Source organism: Ruegeria sp. R13_0, from assembly GCF_017743995.1.
Classification (GTDB): domain Bacteria; phylum Pseudomonadota; class Alphaproteobacteria; order Rhodobacterales; family Rhodobacteraceae; genus Ruegeria.
Genome location: NZ_JAGHRB010000010.1, coordinates 138,222 through 155,490, shown reverse-complemented (window position 1 = coordinate 155,490; position 17,269 = coordinate 138,222). Strand labels below are relative to the sequence as shown.

At 59.2% G+C, this 17,269-nt stretch carries 17 protein-coding genes; 13 read left to right on the top strand and 4 right to left on the bottom strand.

What is annotated here, in order from left to right:
* The first annotated feature begins 29 nt into the window (after window positions 1–29).
* The 3 genes from der (at window position 30) to J7394_RS14740 (ending at window position 3,344) form a co-directional block, all read left to right on the top strand.
* The gene (der, locus tag J7394_RS14750) at window positions 30–1,493 is read left to right on the top strand and encodes a ribosome biogenesis GTPase Der (protein ID WP_209254032.1); all 1,464 of its coding nucleotides are present in this window, start codon (window positions 30–32) and stop codon (window positions 1,491–1,493) included.
* Between the two features lie 162 nt (window positions 1,494–1,655).
* On the top strand, window positions 1,656–2,645 hold the full coding sequence (locus tag J7394_RS14745; RefSeq protein ID WP_209254031.1) for a fatty acid desaturase: 990 nt from the start codon (window positions 1,656–1,658) through the stop codon (window positions 2,643–2,645).
* A 72-nt stretch (window positions 2,646–2,717) separates the two neighbouring features.
* Window positions 2,718–3,344 (top strand): helix-hairpin-helix domain-containing protein, encoded by a 627-nt coding sequence (locus J7394_RS14740; RefSeq protein WP_209254029.1) that lies wholly within the window; start codon window positions 2,718–2,720, stop codon window positions 3,342–3,344.
* A 60-nt stretch (window positions 3,345–3,404) separates the two neighbouring features.
* Here the strand turns inward: J7394_RS14740 and serS are convergent, their stop codons facing one another.
* Together serS and J7394_RS14730 are read right to left on the bottom strand one after the other, a co-directional pair.
* Window positions 3,405–4,697: a serine--tRNA ligase gene (serS, locus tag J7394_RS14735; protein WP_209254027.1), complete on the bottom strand. Its 1,293-nt coding sequence runs from the start codon at window positions 4,695–4,697 to the stop codon at window positions 3,405–3,407.
* A gap of 88 nt (window positions 4,698–4,785) precedes the next feature.
* The gene (locus J7394_RS14730; RefSeq protein WP_209254025.1) at window positions 4,786–6,444 is read right to left on the bottom strand and encodes a mechanosensitive ion channel family protein; all 1,659 of its coding nucleotides are present in this window, start codon (window positions 6,442–6,444) and stop codon (window positions 4,786–4,788) included.
* Window positions 6,445–6,645: 201 nt separating this feature from the next.
* On the opposite strand from J7394_RS14730, the gene yajC reads away from it, so the two are divergent.
* The 10 genes from yajC to J7394_RS14680 all read left to right on the top strand — a co-directional run bounded on the left by yajC (window position 6,646) and on the right by J7394_RS14680 (window position 13,636).
* Window positions 6,646–6,933 carry a preprotein translocase subunit YajC gene (yajC, locus tag J7394_RS14725; RefSeq protein ID WP_155151194.1) on the top strand — a complete coding sequence of 96 codons (288 nt, stop codon included), beginning with the start codon at window positions 6,646–6,648 and terminating at the stop codon, window positions 6,931–6,933.
* 33 nt (window positions 6,934–6,966) lie between these two features.
* A complete protein-coding gene (gene secD, locus J7394_RS14720; RefSeq protein WP_209254024.1) occupies window positions 6,967–8,628 on the top strand; it encodes a protein translocase subunit SecD in 1,662 nt (553 codons plus the stop codon).
* 2 nt (window positions 8,629–8,630) lie between these two features.
* Window positions 8,631–9,599 (top strand): protein translocase subunit SecF, encoded by a 969-nt coding sequence (gene secF, locus J7394_RS14715; protein WP_209254023.1) that lies wholly within the window; start codon window positions 8,631–8,633, stop codon window positions 9,597–9,599.
* Complete coding sequence (locus J7394_RS14710; RefSeq protein WP_209254022.1) at window positions 9,592–10,338, top strand: TSUP family transporter; 747 nt, start codon at window positions 9,592–9,594, stop codon at window positions 10,336–10,338. Before secF ends, J7394_RS14710 begins: the two co-directional genes overlap by 8 nt.
* Window positions 10,339–10,347: 9 nt before the next feature.
* Window positions 10,348–10,701, top strand: a complete 354-nt coding sequence (locus J7394_RS14705; RefSeq protein WP_209254021.1) for an Mth938-like domain-containing protein — start codon at window positions 10,348–10,350, stop codon at window positions 10,699–10,701.
* A gap of 145 nt (window positions 10,702–10,846) precedes the next feature.
* On the top strand, window positions 10,847–11,461 hold the full coding sequence (ccmA, locus tag J7394_RS14700; protein WP_209254020.1) for a heme ABC exporter ATP-binding protein CcmA: 615 nt from the start codon (window positions 10,847–10,849) through the stop codon (window positions 11,459–11,461).
* Window positions 11,458–12,114 (top strand): heme exporter protein CcmB, encoded by a 657-nt coding sequence (gene ccmB / locus J7394_RS14695; RefSeq protein WP_170482748.1) that lies wholly within the window; start codon window positions 11,458–11,460, stop codon window positions 12,112–12,114. Before ccmA ends, ccmB begins: the two co-directional genes overlap by 4 nt.
* Before the next feature lie 61 nt (window positions 12,115–12,175).
* Window positions 12,176–12,949, top strand: coding sequence for a heme ABC transporter permease (locus J7394_RS14690; RefSeq protein WP_209254134.1), 774 nt, complete (start codon window positions 12,176–12,178; stop codon window positions 12,947–12,949).
* Window positions 12,946–13,104 (top strand): heme exporter protein CcmD, encoded by a 159-nt coding sequence (ccmD, locus tag J7394_RS14685; protein ID WP_209254019.1) that lies wholly within the window; start codon window positions 12,946–12,948, stop codon window positions 13,102–13,104. Before J7394_RS14690 ends, ccmD begins: the two co-directional genes overlap by 4 nt.
* Entirely contained in the window at window positions 13,097–13,636 is a 540-nt protein-coding gene (locus tag J7394_RS14680) for a DsbE family thiol:disulfide interchange protein (RefSeq protein ID WP_170553002.1), read from the top strand. The genes ccmD and J7394_RS14680 overlap by 8 nt, the downstream gene beginning before the upstream one ends.
* Here J7394_RS14680 and J7394_RS14675 read toward each other — a convergent pair.
* Window positions 13,633–14,334 carry an SDR family NAD(P)-dependent oxidoreductase gene (locus J7394_RS14675; protein ID WP_209254018.1) on the bottom strand — a complete coding sequence of 234 codons (702 nt, stop codon included), beginning with the start codon at window positions 14,332–14,334 and terminating at the stop codon, window positions 13,633–13,635. The two genes, J7394_RS14680 and J7394_RS14675, sit on opposite strands and share 4 nt — an antisense overlap.
* Before the next feature lie 142 nt (window positions 14,335–14,476).
* Window positions 14,477–17,167 (bottom strand): aconitate hydratase AcnA, encoded by a 2,691-nt coding sequence (acnA, locus tag J7394_RS14670; protein ID WP_209254017.1) that lies wholly within the window; start codon window positions 17,165–17,167, stop codon window positions 14,477–14,479.
* Window positions 17,168–17,269 lie beyond the last annotated feature (102 nt).

The following is a 17,269-nucleotide window of genomic DNA, read 5'->3' as shown; positions in this document are numbered from 1 at the left end:
GCGCGTCTGAGTCTTGAAAGTTGAGTATCATGTCGCTGACCCTCGCCATCGTGGGCCGCCCGAACGTGGGCAAATCCACATTGTTCAACCGCCTTGTGGGTAAACGTCTGGCCTTGGTCGACGACCAGCCCGGCGTGACGCGCGACCTGCGCGAGGGTGAAGGACGGCTGGGTGATCTGCGGTTCACCGTGATCGACACGGCGGGCCTTGAGGACGCGACCGACGACAGCCTTCAGGGCCGCATGCGTCGCCTGACCGAGCGCGCAGTGGATATGGCCGATGTCTGCCTGTTCATGATCGACGCGCGCGCCGGTCTGACCCCGACCGACGAGATGTTTGCCGAGATCCTGCGCAAACGCTCCAAACACGTGATTTTGGCTGCCAACAAGGCCGAAGGGTCTGCCGCTGATGCTGGAGTTCTGGAGGCTTATAACCTTGGCCTCGGCGAACCCGTGCGCCTGTCGGGCGAGCATGGCGAGGGGATGACCGACCTTTACGCCCAGCTGATGCCTCTGGCAGATGCGGCTGAGGAAGAGGCCGAAGACGACGCCCCCGTGGTCGAGATTGAGCTCGATGAGGATGGCGAGGGGGAAACCCCTCTAATCACCGCAGCTAAGCCGTTGCAGGTTGCCGTCGTAGGCCGCCCGAATGCAGGTAAATCCACCCTGATCAATAAAATCATGGGTGAAGACCGCCTTTTGACCGGTCCCGAAGCCGGGATCACCCGTGACGCGATCAGTCTTCGGGTCGATTGGGCCGATCCGGATGGCGAAAGCACTCCGATGCGGATTTTCGACACTGCTGGCATGCGCAAAAAGGCCAAGGTTCAAGAGAAGCTCGAAAAGCTCTCGGTCTCGGACGGTCTGCGCGCGGTGAAATTCGCCGAAGTGGTCGTCGTCCTGCTGGATGCGGCCATTCCGTTTGAGCAGCAAGACCTACGCATCGCCGATCTGGCCGAGCGGGAAGGCCGTGCGGTCGTGGTCGCTGTCAATAAATGGGACGTTGAGGAAAACAAGCAGGAGAAGCTGCGCGAACTCAAAGAGTCCTTCGACCGGCTGCTGCCGCAACTGCGGGGCGCGCCGCTGATCACCGTTTCGGCGAAAACGGGCCGGGGTTTGGAACGTCTGCGCGCCGCCATCTTGCGCGCGCATGACATCTGGAACCGCCGGGTGCCCACCGCCGCGCTGAACCGCTGGCTGACCGCCATGCTTGAGCAGCACCCGCCGCCAGCCCCGCAAGGACGCCGCATCAAGCTGCGCTACATGACCCAGGCAAAAACGCGGCCGCCGGGCTTTGTCGTTATGTGCTCGCATCCCGACAAGATGCCGGCCAGCTACACCCGCTATCTGGTCAACGGCCTGCGTGAGGATTTTGACATGCCCGGTACGCCGATACGCCTGACACTGCGCGGGCAAGGGGACAAGAACCCTTACAAAGGGCGGCGCAAGAAAAACGCCGGTGCCTTGGCCAAACACCTCAAGGGACGCGCGTAACTGCGCCAATTTTCAGCATTTTCAGCGCAAGGGCGTGACAGCGCCCTTTCTGCACGCTAGCATTCAGGAGCGTGCATTTGTTTCCTGTGCGCGGCCCGTCCTGCGGCGGGTCTGAATTCCTTTTGCTTCTCATTTAACCGGGCCATCGTGGGAGAGGGCTTGATGAATCTCAGAGACTACACGCGGCAATACGCGGTTCAGGACAACAGGCTTGCAGCCCTGAGCTATTTCGGAACCTTCGCCGTCTATTTCGCCTCGCTCGCCTTGGCGATTGTGAATGTGAACCACTGGTATGTCATGGTCCCAGCCGGGATCGTCTTCGCGTTTTCTGCTGTGCGACTTTACGTGCTGCAACACGACTGTGGTCATCATTCACTGTTCGAAACGCGCCAGCAGAATGAATGGGCGGGGCACGGGTTGTCGCCTTTCACCTTTGCTCCTTTTGAGGTGATGAAGCAGAACCACAATCTGCACCATGCGGGCATTGGCAACCTTGAGCATCGGGAGACCGGTGAAATCCACACAATGACCCTTCGGGAATGGAACGAGGCGGACTGGCTCAAACGTCTTGTCTATCGCCTGTACCGCAACCCGTTCATTCTGGTGCCGGTCGGTGCTTTGTTCACTTATTTCATTCGCTATCGGTGGCCCAAAAACACGGTGCGGTTTGGTGTAAAGGGCGTTGTTCTGCACAACCTCTCAATCGTCGTTTTTCTCGGGCTGCTCTACCTGATCGCCGGGACGACCGGTATTCTGGTCTGGCTTGTGTTCTCACTGCTGGGCGGGATGCTGGGCGTATTCCTCGTCTACCTGCAGCATAATTTCGAGGACACATATTGGGATCGTCGCCCGGATCTGGACCCGCAGATCGCGGCGCTTCAGGGCTCGTCAGCGCTGGATTTCGGTTGGTGGTTCGACAACGCGGTGGCCTGTATCACCTTGCACGATATTCACCATTTTAACGCCCGTATCCCGTCCTACCGGTTGCGTGAATGCCACTATAACCTGCCGCCCGAATACACGCCGCGTCGGATCAAGTTCCCCGAAGCCGTGGCCGCATTGAACCTGAAACTATGGGACGAAGATGCCAAGCGGCTGGTGCCTTTTCCGAAAAAAGGGCAGACTGCTGACTTGGCCCATGGATCGTCATAGGCGCAGCTCCGCTTGAAGAGCGTATATCCTGTGTATATACAGGTGGCGAGGGAGACAGAGAAAGGACCCAGAATGACCGCATTGACCGAGATAAAAGGCGTTGGCGATACGCTCGCAAAAGGTTTGGCCGATAACGGTTTCAAGACCGCAGAAGCCGTTGCGAAAGCGAAACCGGAAGATCTGGTCAAGGTCCCCCGTGTCGGTGTGGCACGCGCAGCCGTCCTGATTGCCGCCGCGCAGGAGGCGACTGCTGCAAAACCAGCGGTTGCCAAACCAGCCCCGCGTCGCGCGGCCGCCCGGAAACCTGCTGACCGCAAGCCCGCTCCGCGTAAACCGGCGGCCCGACGCCCCGCTGCGCGCAAGACAGTTGTCGCCGCCGCTGCCGAGAAGCGCGCGGCCGAAGCTGCACGCAAAGCCGCCGAGGAAAAAGCCGCTGCAGAAGCTGCCGAGGCGAAGGCCAAGAAGAAAGCCAAGGCAAAAGCCAAGGCTGAGAAAGCTGCGAAAAAGCGGGCCGAGATGGAGGCTGCGTTCTCCAAGGCCAAGGACAAGGTGAAGGCCAAGTCCAAGAAGGGGAAGAAATCCAAGAAGGACGACAAGTCCAAAAAGGCCGACAAGAAGAAAGATGCGGGCAAAAAGGATGCCAAAAAGTCGGACAAAAAATCTGACAAGAAGAAGGATAAGAAAAAGGCGAAGAAGTAACTCTTCCTCGCCCTTTCAAGTGGTTCGAACCGGCACCGTGCAACGCGGATGCCGGTTTTCTTATGCCAGCGTACCGTCCAGCTGCAGCGTCAGCTTGCCACCCAGATAGGGGGCAAGAACGTCGGGCAGGGTGACTGTGCCGTCTGCGTTCTGACCATTTTCAAGCACGGCGATCAGGCAGCGACCCACGGCAAGGCCAGAGCCGTTCAGCGTGTGGACATATTCCGGTTTACCGCCACCTTCGGGCCGGAAACGCGCATTCATGCGGCGGGCCTGAAAATCGCCGCAGGTCGAGACCGAGCTGATCTCACGATAGGTGTCCTGACCGGGAAGCCATGCTTCGATGTCAAAGGTACGGCGGGCGCCAAAGCCCATATCTCCGGTACACAGGATCACGGTGCGGTAGGGCACGCCCAGTTTTTCCAGAATGCCCTCGGCGCAGCGCACCATGCGTTTTTGTTCGTCATCCGAGGTCTCGGGATGGGTGATCGAGACCATCTCGACCTTTTCGAACTGGTGCTGACGCAGCATTCCGCGGGTGTCTTTGCCCGCCGAGCCGGCCTCGGACCGGAAGCAGAGCGAATGCGCGGTATAACGGCGGGGCAGGTAGCTTTCCTCGATCATCGTGTCGTTGACGATGTTGGTTAGCGAAACCTCAGAGGTTGGGATCAACCACCAGCCTTCGCGGGTCTGATAGCTGTCTTCGCCGAATTTCGGCAGTTGGCCGGTGCCCTGCATCATCTCGGACAAAACCAGAACCGGGCCGTTGACCTCGGTCAGTCCGTTTTCGTTGATATGCGTGTCCAGCATGAACTGGGCCAGTGCACGGTGGATACGCGCAACGCCCCCGGACAGCAGCACAAAGCGCGAGCCAGAGAGTTTCGCGGCGGTTTCGAAATCCATACCGTTTTGAACGGCCTCAATCTCAAAATGCTCTTTTGGGGCAAAGTCCATTTCGCGCGGGGTACCCCAACGGCTCACCTCGACATTGTCATTCTCGTCGGCGCCCTCTGGCACATCGTCGGCGGGCAGGTTGGCAATACGGATCAGTTGGTCCGCCAGCAGAGCGTCCAGATCCTTGGCCTCGGTCTGCATCCGGGCGATTTCGGCCTTCTTCTCAGCCACGAGCGCGCGCAGGCGTTCAAATTCGGCCTCATCACCGCGGGCTTTGGCCGCGCCGACCTCTTTGCTGGCCTTGTTCTGTTCGGCCTGCGCGGTTTCTGCGGCCAGAATCTTGGCGCGGCGGCTCTCGTCCAGCCGCAGCAGGTCTGACGACACCGGCGCGTCCCCACGGCGCGCAAGAGCGGCGTCGAAAGCGGCTGGGTTTTCGCGAATGGCGCGGATGTCGTGCATAGTTCAGATCCTTGAATACAGTGAATCACTTCGACTGCTTATGCACCATATATCTCGGAGGGTGTAGCGCTGGTTAACCATACTGCGCCTAACTGTCCGGCTCCTCATCGTGATGAGCCAGATGTCCGTCCCATTCCCCGGGTGGAATCTTTGGTTCGGGCGGATCAGCGATGTATGAGGGGGTCATGATCTGCACGTTATTCTCGTTGAATACGGCCACAATGTTGCGATGCAGATCTGACCGAATCTTGGGAATAATGCTGCCCCGGGTCGTGTATCCGTTAATCTGGTAATTAATCGCGTAGTCGGCTAGCGCGGTCCACAGGACAAAGGGTTCGGGCTTGGCCTTGATCCCCTTGGTGCGATTGGCGGCCTCGATCAGCATGGCCTCGATCTTTTCGGGGGGTTCTTCATAGCCGATGCCAACTGTTGTGTGCAGCAACAACCCACTGCCGTCTGTTTTCTTCGAGAAATTCACCACGTCCGAATTCATCAGCTGCGCGTTTGGGATCGAGATCAACTCGTTCTTGATGGATTTCAGATGGGTCTCCATCAGCTTGATCTGCACCACGTCGCCGATGTGATCCCCGATCTGAATACGGTCCCCGATCGAGGTCGAGCGGCGATAGATCACGAACAGCCCGGCCAACATGTTCGACACGACTGAGTTCGCGCCCAGCGACAGCATGGCACCGACCAGAATGGTCAGACCCTGAAACGCTGCCGAATCTGAACCAGGAATGTAGGGCACGGCAAAGACCAGTGCGATCAGGATCACGACCACTCGGGCGATGTTGAAGGTGGGGTTAACCCAATGCTTCTCAAAATCGCCCATATCGAACGATCCGGCTTCGACCGCGTCGAAGAAGACCCGCATGCCGCGAATGACATAGAGCGTGATCCAGGTGATCAGCGCCAGCATGATCATGTTGGGGATATAGCTGACCACGCCTCTGACGATCTGCAAGACGGGTTGGGTCAGGTAGGTCAGCAATAGCTGCGCAAAATAACGGGTTTCGGCAAAGGCCAGCAGGACAAAAGACAGGTAGTAGTAGAACCCCAGAAAGAAGAAAGCCAACAGGATGAAGTTCAACCCATAGCGGATCAGGGCTGCAATGGCCTCGGCCTGAACGCTCTTGGCGGTCGCGGTTTCGACGTCTTTCAGATAGCGCTTGACCAGTTTCAGCGTCTTGCGCCGGATCCGGCGGTGCAGCCAGAGATTGACAAGAATGAACAGAATGAACCCGACGGTCCAGGCCAGCGCCTCAATCGCGCCCGAGACACGCGCCTCATCCGTTCGGTTTGCGCGGTAGGATTCGATGGCGCGTTTTATCGCATCACCATGCAGAAGGCTCAGAACCTCCAGATCCAGCTGCTCCAATTCGGCATCGGCGTCCGTGACCAGCGAGACATGGAAACCATCGACCAGAATTTCGGTTCCCAGCTCGGTTTTTGCAAAAGTAATCTCGACACTTGGCGCGTCCGAGGATTCGGCGGATTCGATGATCCGGTTCTGGACCTCATCTGCCCGCTCATTTGCGGGCAAAGCGCTGGCTCCGCGCAACCGAAAGAGCGTGTCGCCATCAATAATGACAGGGGCTTTGAATACCTCGGAGTCCGCCTCGGACTCGGCGGGCGCCTCAGAGGGGGCATCCTGCGCCAAGACCGGCAGGCACAGCAGCGCGGCAAAGAAGCCTGCCGCCAACAAAAGAGTCAGCCTCTGCAAGGGTTTGTATAGATGCGCCATAGCCCCTCCTGTGGGGCAACTATACCGAAGTTGGCCGTTCAGCCTAGGGTATATCTGCAACGGTTGGGGTGATCTTTTTTGTCTGCGATGCGAAGTTGGCCCGACATAGGATGCCCGTCGCTTGCAAACAGGCATATCAGCGCATAGGTTCCCGCCAAATTTGCGGAACGGTGCCGCAGGTCAAAGAAAAAGGAATATCCCATGGAAGGTGGCGCAATCGCCCAGTTTCTCCCGCTGATCCTGATCTTCGCGATCATGTATTTCCTGCTGATCCGTCCGCAGCAAAAGAAGATGAAAGAACACCAGGCCATGGTCGAAGCCGTGCGCCGTGGCGATCAGGTCGTCACACAGGGTGGTCTGATCGGCAAGGTGTCGAAGGTCAAGGAAGGCGACAACGAGATCGAGGTCGAGATCGCCGAGGGCGTTAAGGTTCGTGTGGTCAAATCGACCATCGCTCAGGTTCTGAACAAGACCGAACCTGCGAAGTAACTTCGCCTTACAATTCCTTGAAAAGGCAGGGTTATGCTGCAAATTGATACCTGGAAGCGGGTTCTGATCTGGCTGGTCTGTGTGACTGGCTTGCTCTTGGCTCTGCCGAATGCGTTCTACACGCGGGTCGAACAATCCAACGACGCCAAAGCCGCAATTGAACTTGGCGCGGATACGCCCGAAAATCAGGCTGAGGCGGCGCAGTGGCCGAGCTGGCTGCCGTCCTCCTTGGTCAATCTGGGCCTCGACCTGCGGGGCGGTGCGCATCTGCTGGCCGAGGTCAAGGTCGAGGATGTCTACGAATCCCGGATGGAGGCGATGTGGCCTGAAATCCGCGACGCGCTGCGGGATGAGCGTTCCACCGTTGGCACGATCCGTCGTCAGGACTCGGACCCCGATCAGATTCGCGTCCGCATCAGCCAACCCGAGGGGATGGCGCGTGCGTTGGAAACCGTTCGCGGTCTGGCCCGTCAGGTTCAGACGCTGACAGGTGTCGGTGCGACCGATATCGAAGCTTTTGCCGATGGCGATACAATCGTTGTGCAGCTTTCCGAGGCGGAGAAGCTGGCCTCGGATGATCGCACCGTGCGTCAATCGCTTGAGATCGTGCGCCGCCGGATTGACGAGGTTGGTACGCGTGAACCCACCATTCAGCGCCAAGGTGCAGACCGTATCCTGATTCAGGTTCCCGGAATCGGAAGTGCAGGCGAGCTGAAAGAGATCATTGGCACCACGGCGCAGCTGACCTTCAACCCTGTCGTTGGCCGTGGCACGGACCCGGATGCCGCTGCAGGCATCGGTGAAGAAGTGGTGCCTTCGATTGACGAAAGCGGGGTGTATTACACGCTCGAATCCGCTCCGGTCGTGACCGGCGAGGAGTTGGTTGATGCCCAACCCGCCTTCGACCAGAACGGACGTCCCGCGGTCAACTTCCGGTTCAACACGTCGGGCGCGCGGAAATTCGGTGACTATACGCTGGAAAACATCGGCGCGCCTTTCGCGATCGTGCTGGATGACGAAGTGATCTCGGCCCCTGTGATCCAAAGCCACATTCCCGGCGGCTCAGGCATCATCACCGGCAATTTCACGGTCGAGGAAAGCACCAACCTTGCCATCCTGCTGCGGGCAGGGGCCTTGCCTGCCGAGCTGGAGTTCCTCGAAGAACGCACCATCGGTCCCGAATTGGGACAGGACAGCATCGACGCCGGTAAAGTCGCCACGATGGTAGCCTTTGCCGCGGTGCTGGTTTTCATGGCGCTCAGTTACGGTTTGTTTGGCCTCTTTGCCAACATTGCCTTGATCATCAACGTGGGCCTCTTGTTCGGCCTGCTGTCGCTGATCGGCGCGACGCTGACCCTGCCGGGCATTGCGGGTATCGTTCTGACGGTCGGTATGGCCGTGGACGCCAACGTGCTGATTTTCGAACGTATCCGAGAGGAACTGAAATCTGCCAAGGGCCCTGCGCGTGCGATTGAGCTGGGTTATGAAAAGGCCCTGTCGGCCATTGCGGATGCCAACGTGACCACCTTTATCACGGCGGTGATCCTGTTTGCCATGGGCAGCGGTCCGGTACGCGGGTTCGCCATCACCCTGGGCCTGGGTATCCTGACCTCGGTCTTCACCGCGATCTTCGTGACGCGCCTGATGGTCGTCATGTGGTTCGAACGCCGCCGTCCGAAAACGATCGAGGTTTGATCATGAGACTGAAACTCGTACCCCAAAGCACCTCGTTCGATTTCTTCAGCCGCTGGAAGGTCTGGCTGGGCATTTCGGCCTTGATGATGGTTGTGGCCTTCGCCTCATTCATGTTGCAGGGCCTCAACTTCGGCATCGACTTCCGGGGCGGCACAACGATCCGTACCGAAAGCAGCCAGCCGATTGACGTGGGTATCTACCGTGACGCGATTGCTCCGCTAGAGCTGGGCGATGTCTCGATCACCGAGATTTTCGACCCGACCTTCGGGCCGGAAGACAACGTCGCGATGATCCGCATTCAGGCGCAGGCAGATGCAGAAGCGGTCGAAGCCTCGACCATCACAGCTGTTGAGGGCGCGCTGCAGGCCGTGATCCCCGATATCCAATTCGTTTCCGTGGAGTCGGTTGGACCTAAAGTCTCGGGTGAGTTGATCCAGACAGCCGTGATCGCCATCGTTTTGGCCATCGGAGCGGTGCTCGTCTACATCTGGTTGCGGTTCGAATGGCAGTTCGCCCTTGGCGCGGTCGCGGCACTTGTGCATGACGTGATCCTGACCATCGGCATCTTCTCGGAGCTTCAAATCCGCTTTGATCTCGCCATTATCGCGGCGCTTCTGACCATTGTGGGCTACTCGCTGAACGACACCGTGGTCGTGTTCGACCGCGTGCGCGAGAACCTGCGGAAGTACAAGAAGAAAGACCTCAAAGAGGTGCTTAACATCTCGATCAACGAAACCCTCAGCCGAACGGTGATGACCTCGGTTACGACCCTGCTGGCGCTGATCTCGCTCTACGTGCTGGGCGGTGACGTGATCCGCGGCTTTGTCTTCGCGATGATCTGGGGTGTGATCGTGGGGACCTATTCGTCGGTCTTCGTGGCCTCGACCATCCTGCTGTGGCTGGGCGTCAAGCGTGACTGGTCCAAGCCGTCCAACAACGCAGGCAACCAGTTTGCCAACGTAGATGCCTGAGCTCTTCGGCCAGTCCCCACAGGGTCTGGCCGTAGTTTTATTTGCAGCCTTTCTTGGGGGCGTCGTTCGCGGCTTCTCGGGGTTTGGCACCGCTTTGGTGTTCCTGCCCATCGCCACCCCATATCTCGGCCCGTTCGGAGCGCTGATCGGCCTGACGATCATGGATATCTTTGGCCCTCTGCCAAATCTGCGCCGGGCATGGAGTGCTGTGAATAAGGGCGATCTGACACGCCTTCTGCTCGGCTGCGCACTGGTCCTTCCGCTTGGGCTTTGGGTGCTGACGCAGGTCGCGCCCGATGTTTTCCGCTATGCGGTCAGCGGTCTGGCCCTTGCGATGCTGGCCATTCTGATCCTAGGCCTGCGCTATCACGGTCATGTCAGCCGCATGATGGTCACAGGAATCGGCGGAGCCGCCGGGTTCCTTGGCGGTGTCGCCGGGCTCCCTGGTCCCGCCGTCATCCTGTTCTACATGTCGCGCCCACTGCCGGTGGATGTTATTCGCGCGACGATCATGCTGTTTCTGTTCGGGTTCGACTTCCTGCTGCTCGGCTACCTGACCGGTATGGCACAGGTCACCCTCGCCGCTGCTGGGTTGGGGCTTCTTCTGGCGCTCCCCAACCTGCTTGGGAATTGGCTGGGCGGGTGGCTTTTCCGCCCGGACCGGGAACGCCTCTACCGCGCGGCCGCCTATCTTGCGATTGCTCTGGCTGCCTTGTCCGGCCTGCCGCTTTGGGGGTAAACACAACGCATGCGACTGAATGAGATCAACTACGCCAACGCCGAACCGGTCGATGGATACGGCCCCGGCTTTTTCCGGATCGGAGGGCACGTGCATCAAGGCGCAGTGCTGACCGGCCCGACGGGAACGCAGGCGTGGGGCGGATACGCAGACGAAGCGCCACTGCGAGACCTGTCCGAGGTGATCGACGTCCTGTTCATCGGAACCGGAGCAGAGATGGCCCACATCCCGCCCGAACTGCGCCAAACTCTCGAGTCCGCCGGGATCGGTGTCGAGATCATGAACTCACCCGCCGCCTGCCGTACCTACAACGTCCTGCTATCCGAAGGTCGCCGCATCGCGCTCGCTCTGATCCCGGTCTGACGGGATCCCCTTCATCTGGTCAAAAATATCCCGGGGAGCGCGAGGGGCAGCGCCCCTCGCATTCTTGCACCCCAGACGCGCCACCTTCATCCCCTGCGTCAAATCCAACCTTTTGCCTGCGTCCCCAATCGGATAAGCGAGTCTCATGACACTATCCGTTTCCGATCTGACCATCACCCGCGGTGGCGTGCCCGTGCTCGAGGGGTTGAGCTTCAAACTCACCCCCGGTCAGGCGCTCATTTTGCGTGGGCCGAACGGAATCGGCAAAACAACGCTGCTGCGCACTCTGGCAGGGCTACAACCTGCTTTGGCGGGACAGATCGAAGGGGCCGAGGACCAGATCGCCTACGCCTCACATTCCGATGGTTTGAAGCCAACGCTGACGGTTGTAGAAAACCTAGCCTTCTGGGCGTCGGTTTTTGGGACCCATGACATCCAGCCAGCGCTGGACGCCTTTGCGCTGAATGACCTGTCCGACCGCCATGCGGGCAACCTCTCGGCAGGGCAAAAGCGCAGGCTGGGTCTTGCACGGATGCTGGTTACGGGCCGGCCGATCTGGATGCTGGATGAACCAACCGTCTCACTCGACAAAAACGCCGTTCAGATGTTCGCTGACGCTGTGCGCAGCCATCTGGGGCAGGGCGGCTCGGCGCTGATCGCAACCCATATCGACCTCGGCCTCGACGGAGAGGTTCTGGACGTCGGTCCCTACAAGGCGAAACCGCAACCCATCGGCGATTTTGACGGAGGCTTCCTGTGATCGCCCTGTTGCTGCGCGACCTGAAGCTGGCCTTCCGCGCAGGCGGAGGCTTTGGCCTCGGCCTGGCCTTCTTCCTGATCGTGACTGTTCTGGTGCCTTTTGCTGTCGGCCCCCAATCGTCGCTGCTCTCGACCATCGCGCCGGGAATTCTGTGGCTGGGCGCGTTGCTCGCCTGCCTGTTGTCCCTCGACCGTCTTCTGGCACTGGATTGGGAGGACGGCTCGCTGGACCTTTTGGCCACCGCGCCTCTGCCGCTAGAGGCCGTCGTCTCGATCAAAGCGCTGGCGCATTGGATCACGACCGGTTTGCCTTTGGTTCTGGCGGCACCGTTTCTGGGCGTCTTGCTGAACCTCCCCGCGCCGGGGTTCTTCTGGCTGGTGATCTCGCTCCTGCTCGGAACGCCCGCCATGAGCGTCATCGGCACCTTCGGCGCAGCCCTGACCGTCGGCCTGAAGCGCGGTGGCCTGCTGTTGTCACTACTGGTCCTACCGCTCTACGTCCCAACCCTGATCTTCGGTGCAGAAGTCGCCCGCCGGGGTGCCGTCGGGATGGAGACTCAAACCCCACTTCTGATGCTGGCGGGGATCACGATGGCCACGATTGCTCTGCTGCCCTTCGCCAGCGCAGCGGTCCTGCGCATCAATCTGCGGTGAAGCGCCACAACTTTGAGCAAGGTCAATTGAGAATGAACCCGAGTCAGACTAAATAATGGCCATGTCTATCGCAGCCAAAGCCAACGCCCTCTGGGAATATGCCAACCCGCGCAAGTTTCTTGCCACCAGCGAGCGTGTCTTGCCCTTTTTCTGGATCACCTCCGCGGTTTGCATCGTGGTCGGGCTGGTCTGGGGCTTCTTCTTCACCCCCGATGACTTCCGACAGGGCTCGACGGTTAAGATCATCTACCTGCACGTCCCATCGGCCTTGATGGCGATCAATTGCTGGCTGATGATGCTGGTGACTTCGCTGGTCTGGCTGGTCCGCCGCCATCACGTCAGCGCTCTGGCCGCGCGCGCGGCTGCCCCAATCGGCATCGTGATGACCTTGATCGCATTGGCGACCGGAGCGATTTGGGGCCAGCCGATGTGGGGCACTTGGTGGGCCTGGGATCCGCGCCTGACTTCGTTCCTTATCCTGTTCCTGTTCTATCTCGGCTACGTCGCCCTATGGGAGGCGATCGAGGACCCGGACACCGCCGCTGACCTGACCTCGGTTCTGTGTCTGGTAGGATCGGTCTTCGCATTCCTCAGCCGCTATGCGGTGAATTTCTGGAACCAGGGGCTGCATCAGGGCGCCTCGGTCATGCGGGCCGGAGCAGTTACAGGAACGGATACCGAAGAGAAGGTCAGCAACGTGTTCTTCTATCCATTGCTGACCTGCATCATTGGCTTCGTTCTGCTGTTCATCGCATTGGTTCTGTATCGCACCGGCACCGAAATCCGCGCGCGTCGGGTCAAAGCGTTGCTGGCACGGGAAAGGTTGGGCGCATGATGCCTGATCTTGGAAAATACGCAGACGCTGTCTTGTGGTCCTATGCGGCTTCGATCCTGCTTCTCTTGGCGCTGGTCGTCTTTAGCGTGATCCGGGGACGCAAAGTGCGAGCCGAGATGGAGAAAATCGAACAAAGGATGTCGCGCAATGGCTAAGATTTCGCCTTTGATGGTCGCGCCGCCGCTGATCTTCGGTGCTTTTGCCGTTCTGGCCGGGATCGGAATGTTCCGAGACGACCCCAACGCCCTGCCATCCGCCCGCGAAGGGCAACCCGCCCCTCCGGTCGTCCTGACCGAGTTTCCGGGCAAAACGCCCTTCGACGACGCAACCCTGCGAGACGGACAGGTCAAGCTGGTCAACTACTGGGCCAGCTGGTGTGCCCCGTGTCGGGCAGAGCATCCAAACCTTGAGGCGCTGTCGAACGAAGGCATCCCGGTCTACGGCGTCAACTACAAAGACAAGTTGGACAATGCCCAAAGCTTCCTGACTGAACTCGGCGATCCCTATACCGGCATCGGTCGTGATGAGCAGGGCCGCATGGCGCTGGATTGGGGCCTCTACGGCGTTCCCGAAACCTATGTGATCGACGGGGAGGGCACCGTGATCCTGCGTTTCGCCGGTCCGATCACCCAGCGTGTGATCGAAAGCACGATCCGTCCGGCGCTTGAAAAAGCGGCTGGCGGTTAGAGCCTGTAGCCACCGGTCACGGCCAAGGTCTCACCCGTGATGAATGCGGCGTCGTCTGACGCCAAGAACCTTACGGCCTTCGCGATATCCTCGGGCCGCCCGATCCGTCCTATGGCCGTGTTCTCGACGAACAAGGCGGTCAAGTCTTCGGGGCGAGGGTCTTCGGGGATGTTAATCGCCCCCGGTGCCACAGCATTGACCCGAATGCCTTGGGGTCCAAGTTCCTTTGCCATCCCGCGTGTCCACAGGTTCAGGCCTGCCTTGCTTGCCCCATAAATCACCGCGTCTTTCGGTGGCAAAACAGCATTCATCGAGGAAATACTGACAATCGCCGCGCCCGGTTTCAAATGGGGCATAGTAGCCGCCAGCAAAGCAGCAGGGACCAGCAGGTTCAAATCCAAAATGGCGCGATGATCTTCCCGGTCAAAATTCTCTTTCGGAGTGGACCTGACCAAACCCGCATTGTTCACGATCACGTCCAGCCGCCCAAAACGTTCGACAACGTCGCGTATAATCGCTTCAGGCTGTCCGTCCTGCGTCAGATCGGACCGTATCGGCTGCAAACCTTCCCCTGCCAACACCGGATCGGGCTCGGTGGACAGCCACGTAAAAGCAACACGATGATCGCGCCGCAGATCCTCAACAATCGCGCGCCCAATCCCCCGCGCGCCGCCGGTTACCAAAGCGACTTTATCCATACCAACCTCCCGCGCACGGCTGATGGCCCACTTAAGACACAATCAACTTCTTCTGTTCAAAAATACCTCGGAGCGCGAGGCAGAGCCTCGCAAAAAAAGGACGCCAATCGGCGTCCCTTTCAGTCCCTTGATCAACACCACGTCAACCCGCCTTCGCGAGATTGCGCAGCACATAGTGCAGAACACCGCCGTTCTCGATGTATTCGATCTCAGGGGCTGTATCTATGCGGCATTTCAGGGTGATGGTCTTCTCTGTCCCGTCGCTATAGGTGATGGTGCAGGGCACCTCCTGCAGCGGCTCAATCGTGTCCAGACCATGGATCGAGACCGTCTCATCCCCCTTCAACCCAAGCGTTTTGCGGGTATCACCACCGGTGAACTCAAACGGAATCACGCCCATGCCCACGAGGTTTGAACGGTGGATGCGCTCAAAACTCTCTGCAATCACGGCTTTGATGCCCAGCAGAGCAGTCCCCTTCGCGGCCCAGTCACGAGAAGAGCCCGCGCCATATTGTTCACCTCCGAAAACGACCAGAGGGGTGCCATTCGCCTGATACGCCATCGACGCGTCGTAGATTGAGGTCTGCGCGCCATCCGGCCCCTTGGTGTAACCGCCTTCGACCCCATCCAACATCTCGTTCTTGATGCGGATATTGGCGAAGGTGCCGCGCATCATAACCTCGTGGTTGCCCCGGCGTGAGCCGTAGGAGTTGAATTCACGTGGCTGCACCTGACGTTCAATCAGGTACTGACCGGCGGGCGAGGTCGTGGCAAACGAACCAGCGGGTGAGATATGGTCGGTCGTGACCATATCGCCCAGGATCGCCAGCACCTTGGCCCCTTCGATATTCGAGATCGTGCCTGGCTCGGCCCCCATGCCCTGAAAATAGGGCGGGTTCTGGATATAGGTCGAGGTCGGTGGCCAGTCATAGGTTTCCTGTTGCGGAACCTCCACCTCGCGCCATTTCTCATCCCCTTTGAAGACGTCCGCATATTTGGACTGGAACGCCTCGCGGGTGACGGTTGCTTCGACCAATTCCGCGATTTCGCTCTGGCTGGGCCAGATGTCCTTCATAAAGACGTCATTGCCGTCCCGATCCTGACCGATGGGTTCGGATGTCAGGTCAATATCCATGGTGCCTGCCAGCGCATACACTACGACCAGAGGCGGCGAGGCCAGATAGTTGGCGCGCACATCCGGCGAGATCCGTCCTTCGAAGTTGCGGTTGCCCGACAGAACGGAGGTGGCAACAAGATCGCCCTCGGAAATCGCCTCGCTGATTTCGCGCTGAATCGGGCCCGAGTTGCCGATACAGGTGGTGCAGCCATAGCCCACAAGGTTGAACCCGATCTTGTCCAGATCGTCTTGCAATCCGGCGGCCTCAAGATAGGCCGACACAACCTGCGATCCGGGTGCCAGAGATGTCTTGACCCATGGCTTGCGGTCAAGACCCAGCGCGGCGGCTTTGCGCGCGACCAGACCCGCTCCGATCATCACATAGGGGTTCGAGGTGTTGGTGCAGGAGGTGATCGAGGCGATCACGACCTTGCCTGACTCCATACCGTAATTCTCGCCTTTGACTTCGACCTGCTTGCCCATCGGGCGTTTGAAGGTCTTCTCCATCTCGTTCAGGAACGCGGCCTTCGCATCCGTCAGCGCCACATAGTCCTGCGGACGTTTCGGCCCCGAGATAGCAGGCACAATGGTGCCCATATCAAGCGACAGGGTGTCGGTATAGATTGGCGCGTAGGTCTCATCACGCCACAGTCCGTTTTCCTTTGCATAGGCTTCGACCAGCGCAAGACGGTCTTCGTCGCGTCCGGTATTGCGCATGTAGCGCAGGGTTTCGCCGTCGATCGGGAAGAAGCCGCAGGTTGCGCCATATTCGGGGGCCATGTTGGCGATCGTGGCACGGTCGGCCAGCGGAAGGCGATCCAGACCTTCGCCATAGAATTCGACGAATTTACCAACCACGCCTTTTTCACGCAGCATCTCGACGACTTTCAACACAAGGTCAGTGCCGGTGGTTCCTTCCACCATTGCTCCAGTCAGTTCAAATCCCACAACCTCGGGGATCAGCATGGAAATCGGCTGGCCGAGCATCGCTGCCTCAGCCTCAATCCCGCCGACGCCCCAGCCCAGAACGGCCATGCCGTTGACCATGGTGGTGTGGCTATCGGTGCCCACGAGGGTGTCGGGATAGGCGACTTCTTCCCCGTTCTGATCGGTATCCGTCCAGACGGTTTGGGCCAGGTATTCAAGGTTCACCTGATGGCAGATACCGGTGCCGGGGGGGACGACGCGGAAGTTGTTGAAGGCGTTCTGACCCCATTTCAGGAATTGGTAGCGCTCCATATTGCGCTCATATTCACGGTCCACATTCATCTGGAACGCACGCGGGTTGCCGAACTCGTCAATCATGACCGAGTGGTCGATGACCAGATCCACCGGGTTCAGCGGATTGATCTTTTGCGCATCACCGCCCAGGGCTTTGATCCCGTCGCGCATCGCCGCCAGATCAACCACGGCAGGCACACCGGTGAAATCCTGCATCAGCACGCGGGCAGGGCGATAGGCGATCTCGCGCGGGTACTTGCCCCCGTTTTCGCCCCATTCCGCAAAGGCTTTGATGTCGTCGACCGAGACCGAGAATCCGTCATCCTCGAACCGCAGCATGTTTTCCAACACGACTTTCAGCGCGGCGGGAAGCTTGGAGAAATCTCCCAGACCGGCCTCCTGGGCGGCGGGGATGGAGTAGTAGGAAATGGTTTTGCCATTCACGCTCAGGCTGCGGCGTGTTTTGGCGGTATCCTGTCCGGTTTTGATAGGCATCCTGTGGCCTCCCTTTCAAATCACTTGGAAAATGGGATTCGCTGCGGTTTATCTTGATCACGTTTGTCCGGGGTTCAAGCGTCAGTTAGTGACAAATCGAAA

Excerpts from the sequence above, each read along its gene's own strand:
- der (WP_209254032.1), top strand. The coding sequence starts at position 30 with ATGTCGCTGACCCTCGCCATCGTGGGCCGCCCGAACGTGGGCAAATCC.
- J7394_RS14745 (WP_209254031.1), top strand. The coding sequence starts at position 1,656 with ATGAATCTCAGAGACTACACGCGGCAATACGCGGTTCAGGACAACAGG.
- J7394_RS14740 (WP_209254029.1), top strand. The coding sequence starts at position 2,718 with ATGACCGCATTGACCGAGATAAAAGGCGTTGGCGATACGCTCGCAAAA.
- serS (WP_209254027.1), bottom strand. The coding sequence starts at position 4,697 with ATGCACGACATCCGCGCCATTCGCGAAAACCCAGCCGCTTTCGACGCC.
- J7394_RS14730 (WP_209254025.1), bottom strand. The coding sequence starts at position 6,444 with ATGGCGCATCTATACAAACCCTTGCAGAGGCTGACTCTTTTGTTGGCG.
- yajC (WP_155151194.1), top strand. The coding sequence starts at position 6,646 with ATGGAAGGTGGCGCAATCGCCCAGTTTCTCCCGCTGATCCTGATCTTC.
- secD (WP_209254024.1), top strand. The coding sequence starts at position 6,967 with ATGCTGCAAATTGATACCTGGAAGCGGGTTCTGATCTGGCTGGTCTGT.
- secF (WP_209254023.1), top strand. The coding sequence starts at position 8,631 with ATGAGACTGAAACTCGTACCCCAAAGCACCTCGTTCGATTTCTTCAGC.
- J7394_RS14710 (WP_209254022.1), top strand. The coding sequence starts at position 9,592 with ATGCCTGAGCTCTTCGGCCAGTCCCCACAGGGTCTGGCCGTAGTTTTA.
- J7394_RS14705 (WP_209254021.1), top strand. The coding sequence starts at position 10,348 with ATGCGACTGAATGAGATCAACTACGCCAACGCCGAACCGGTCGATGGA.
- ccmA (WP_209254020.1), top strand. The coding sequence starts at position 10,847 with ATGACACTATCCGTTTCCGATCTGACCATCACCCGCGGTGGCGTGCCC.
- J7394_RS14690 (WP_209254134.1), top strand. The coding sequence starts at position 12,176 with ATGTCTATCGCAGCCAAAGCCAACGCCCTCTGGGAATATGCCAACCCG.
- ccmD (WP_209254019.1), top strand. The coding sequence starts at position 12,946 with ATGATGCCTGATCTTGGAAAATACGCAGACGCTGTCTTGTGGTCCTAT.
- J7394_RS14680 (WP_170553002.1), top strand. The coding sequence starts at position 13,097 with ATGGCTAAGATTTCGCCTTTGATGGTCGCGCCGCCGCTGATCTTCGGT.
- J7394_RS14675 (WP_209254018.1), bottom strand. The coding sequence starts at position 14,334 with ATGGATAAAGTCGCTTTGGTAACCGGCGGCGCGCGGGGGATTGGGCGC.
- acnA (WP_209254017.1), bottom strand. The coding sequence starts at position 17,167 with ATGCCTATCAAAACCGGACAGGATACCGCCAAAACACGCCGCAGCCTG.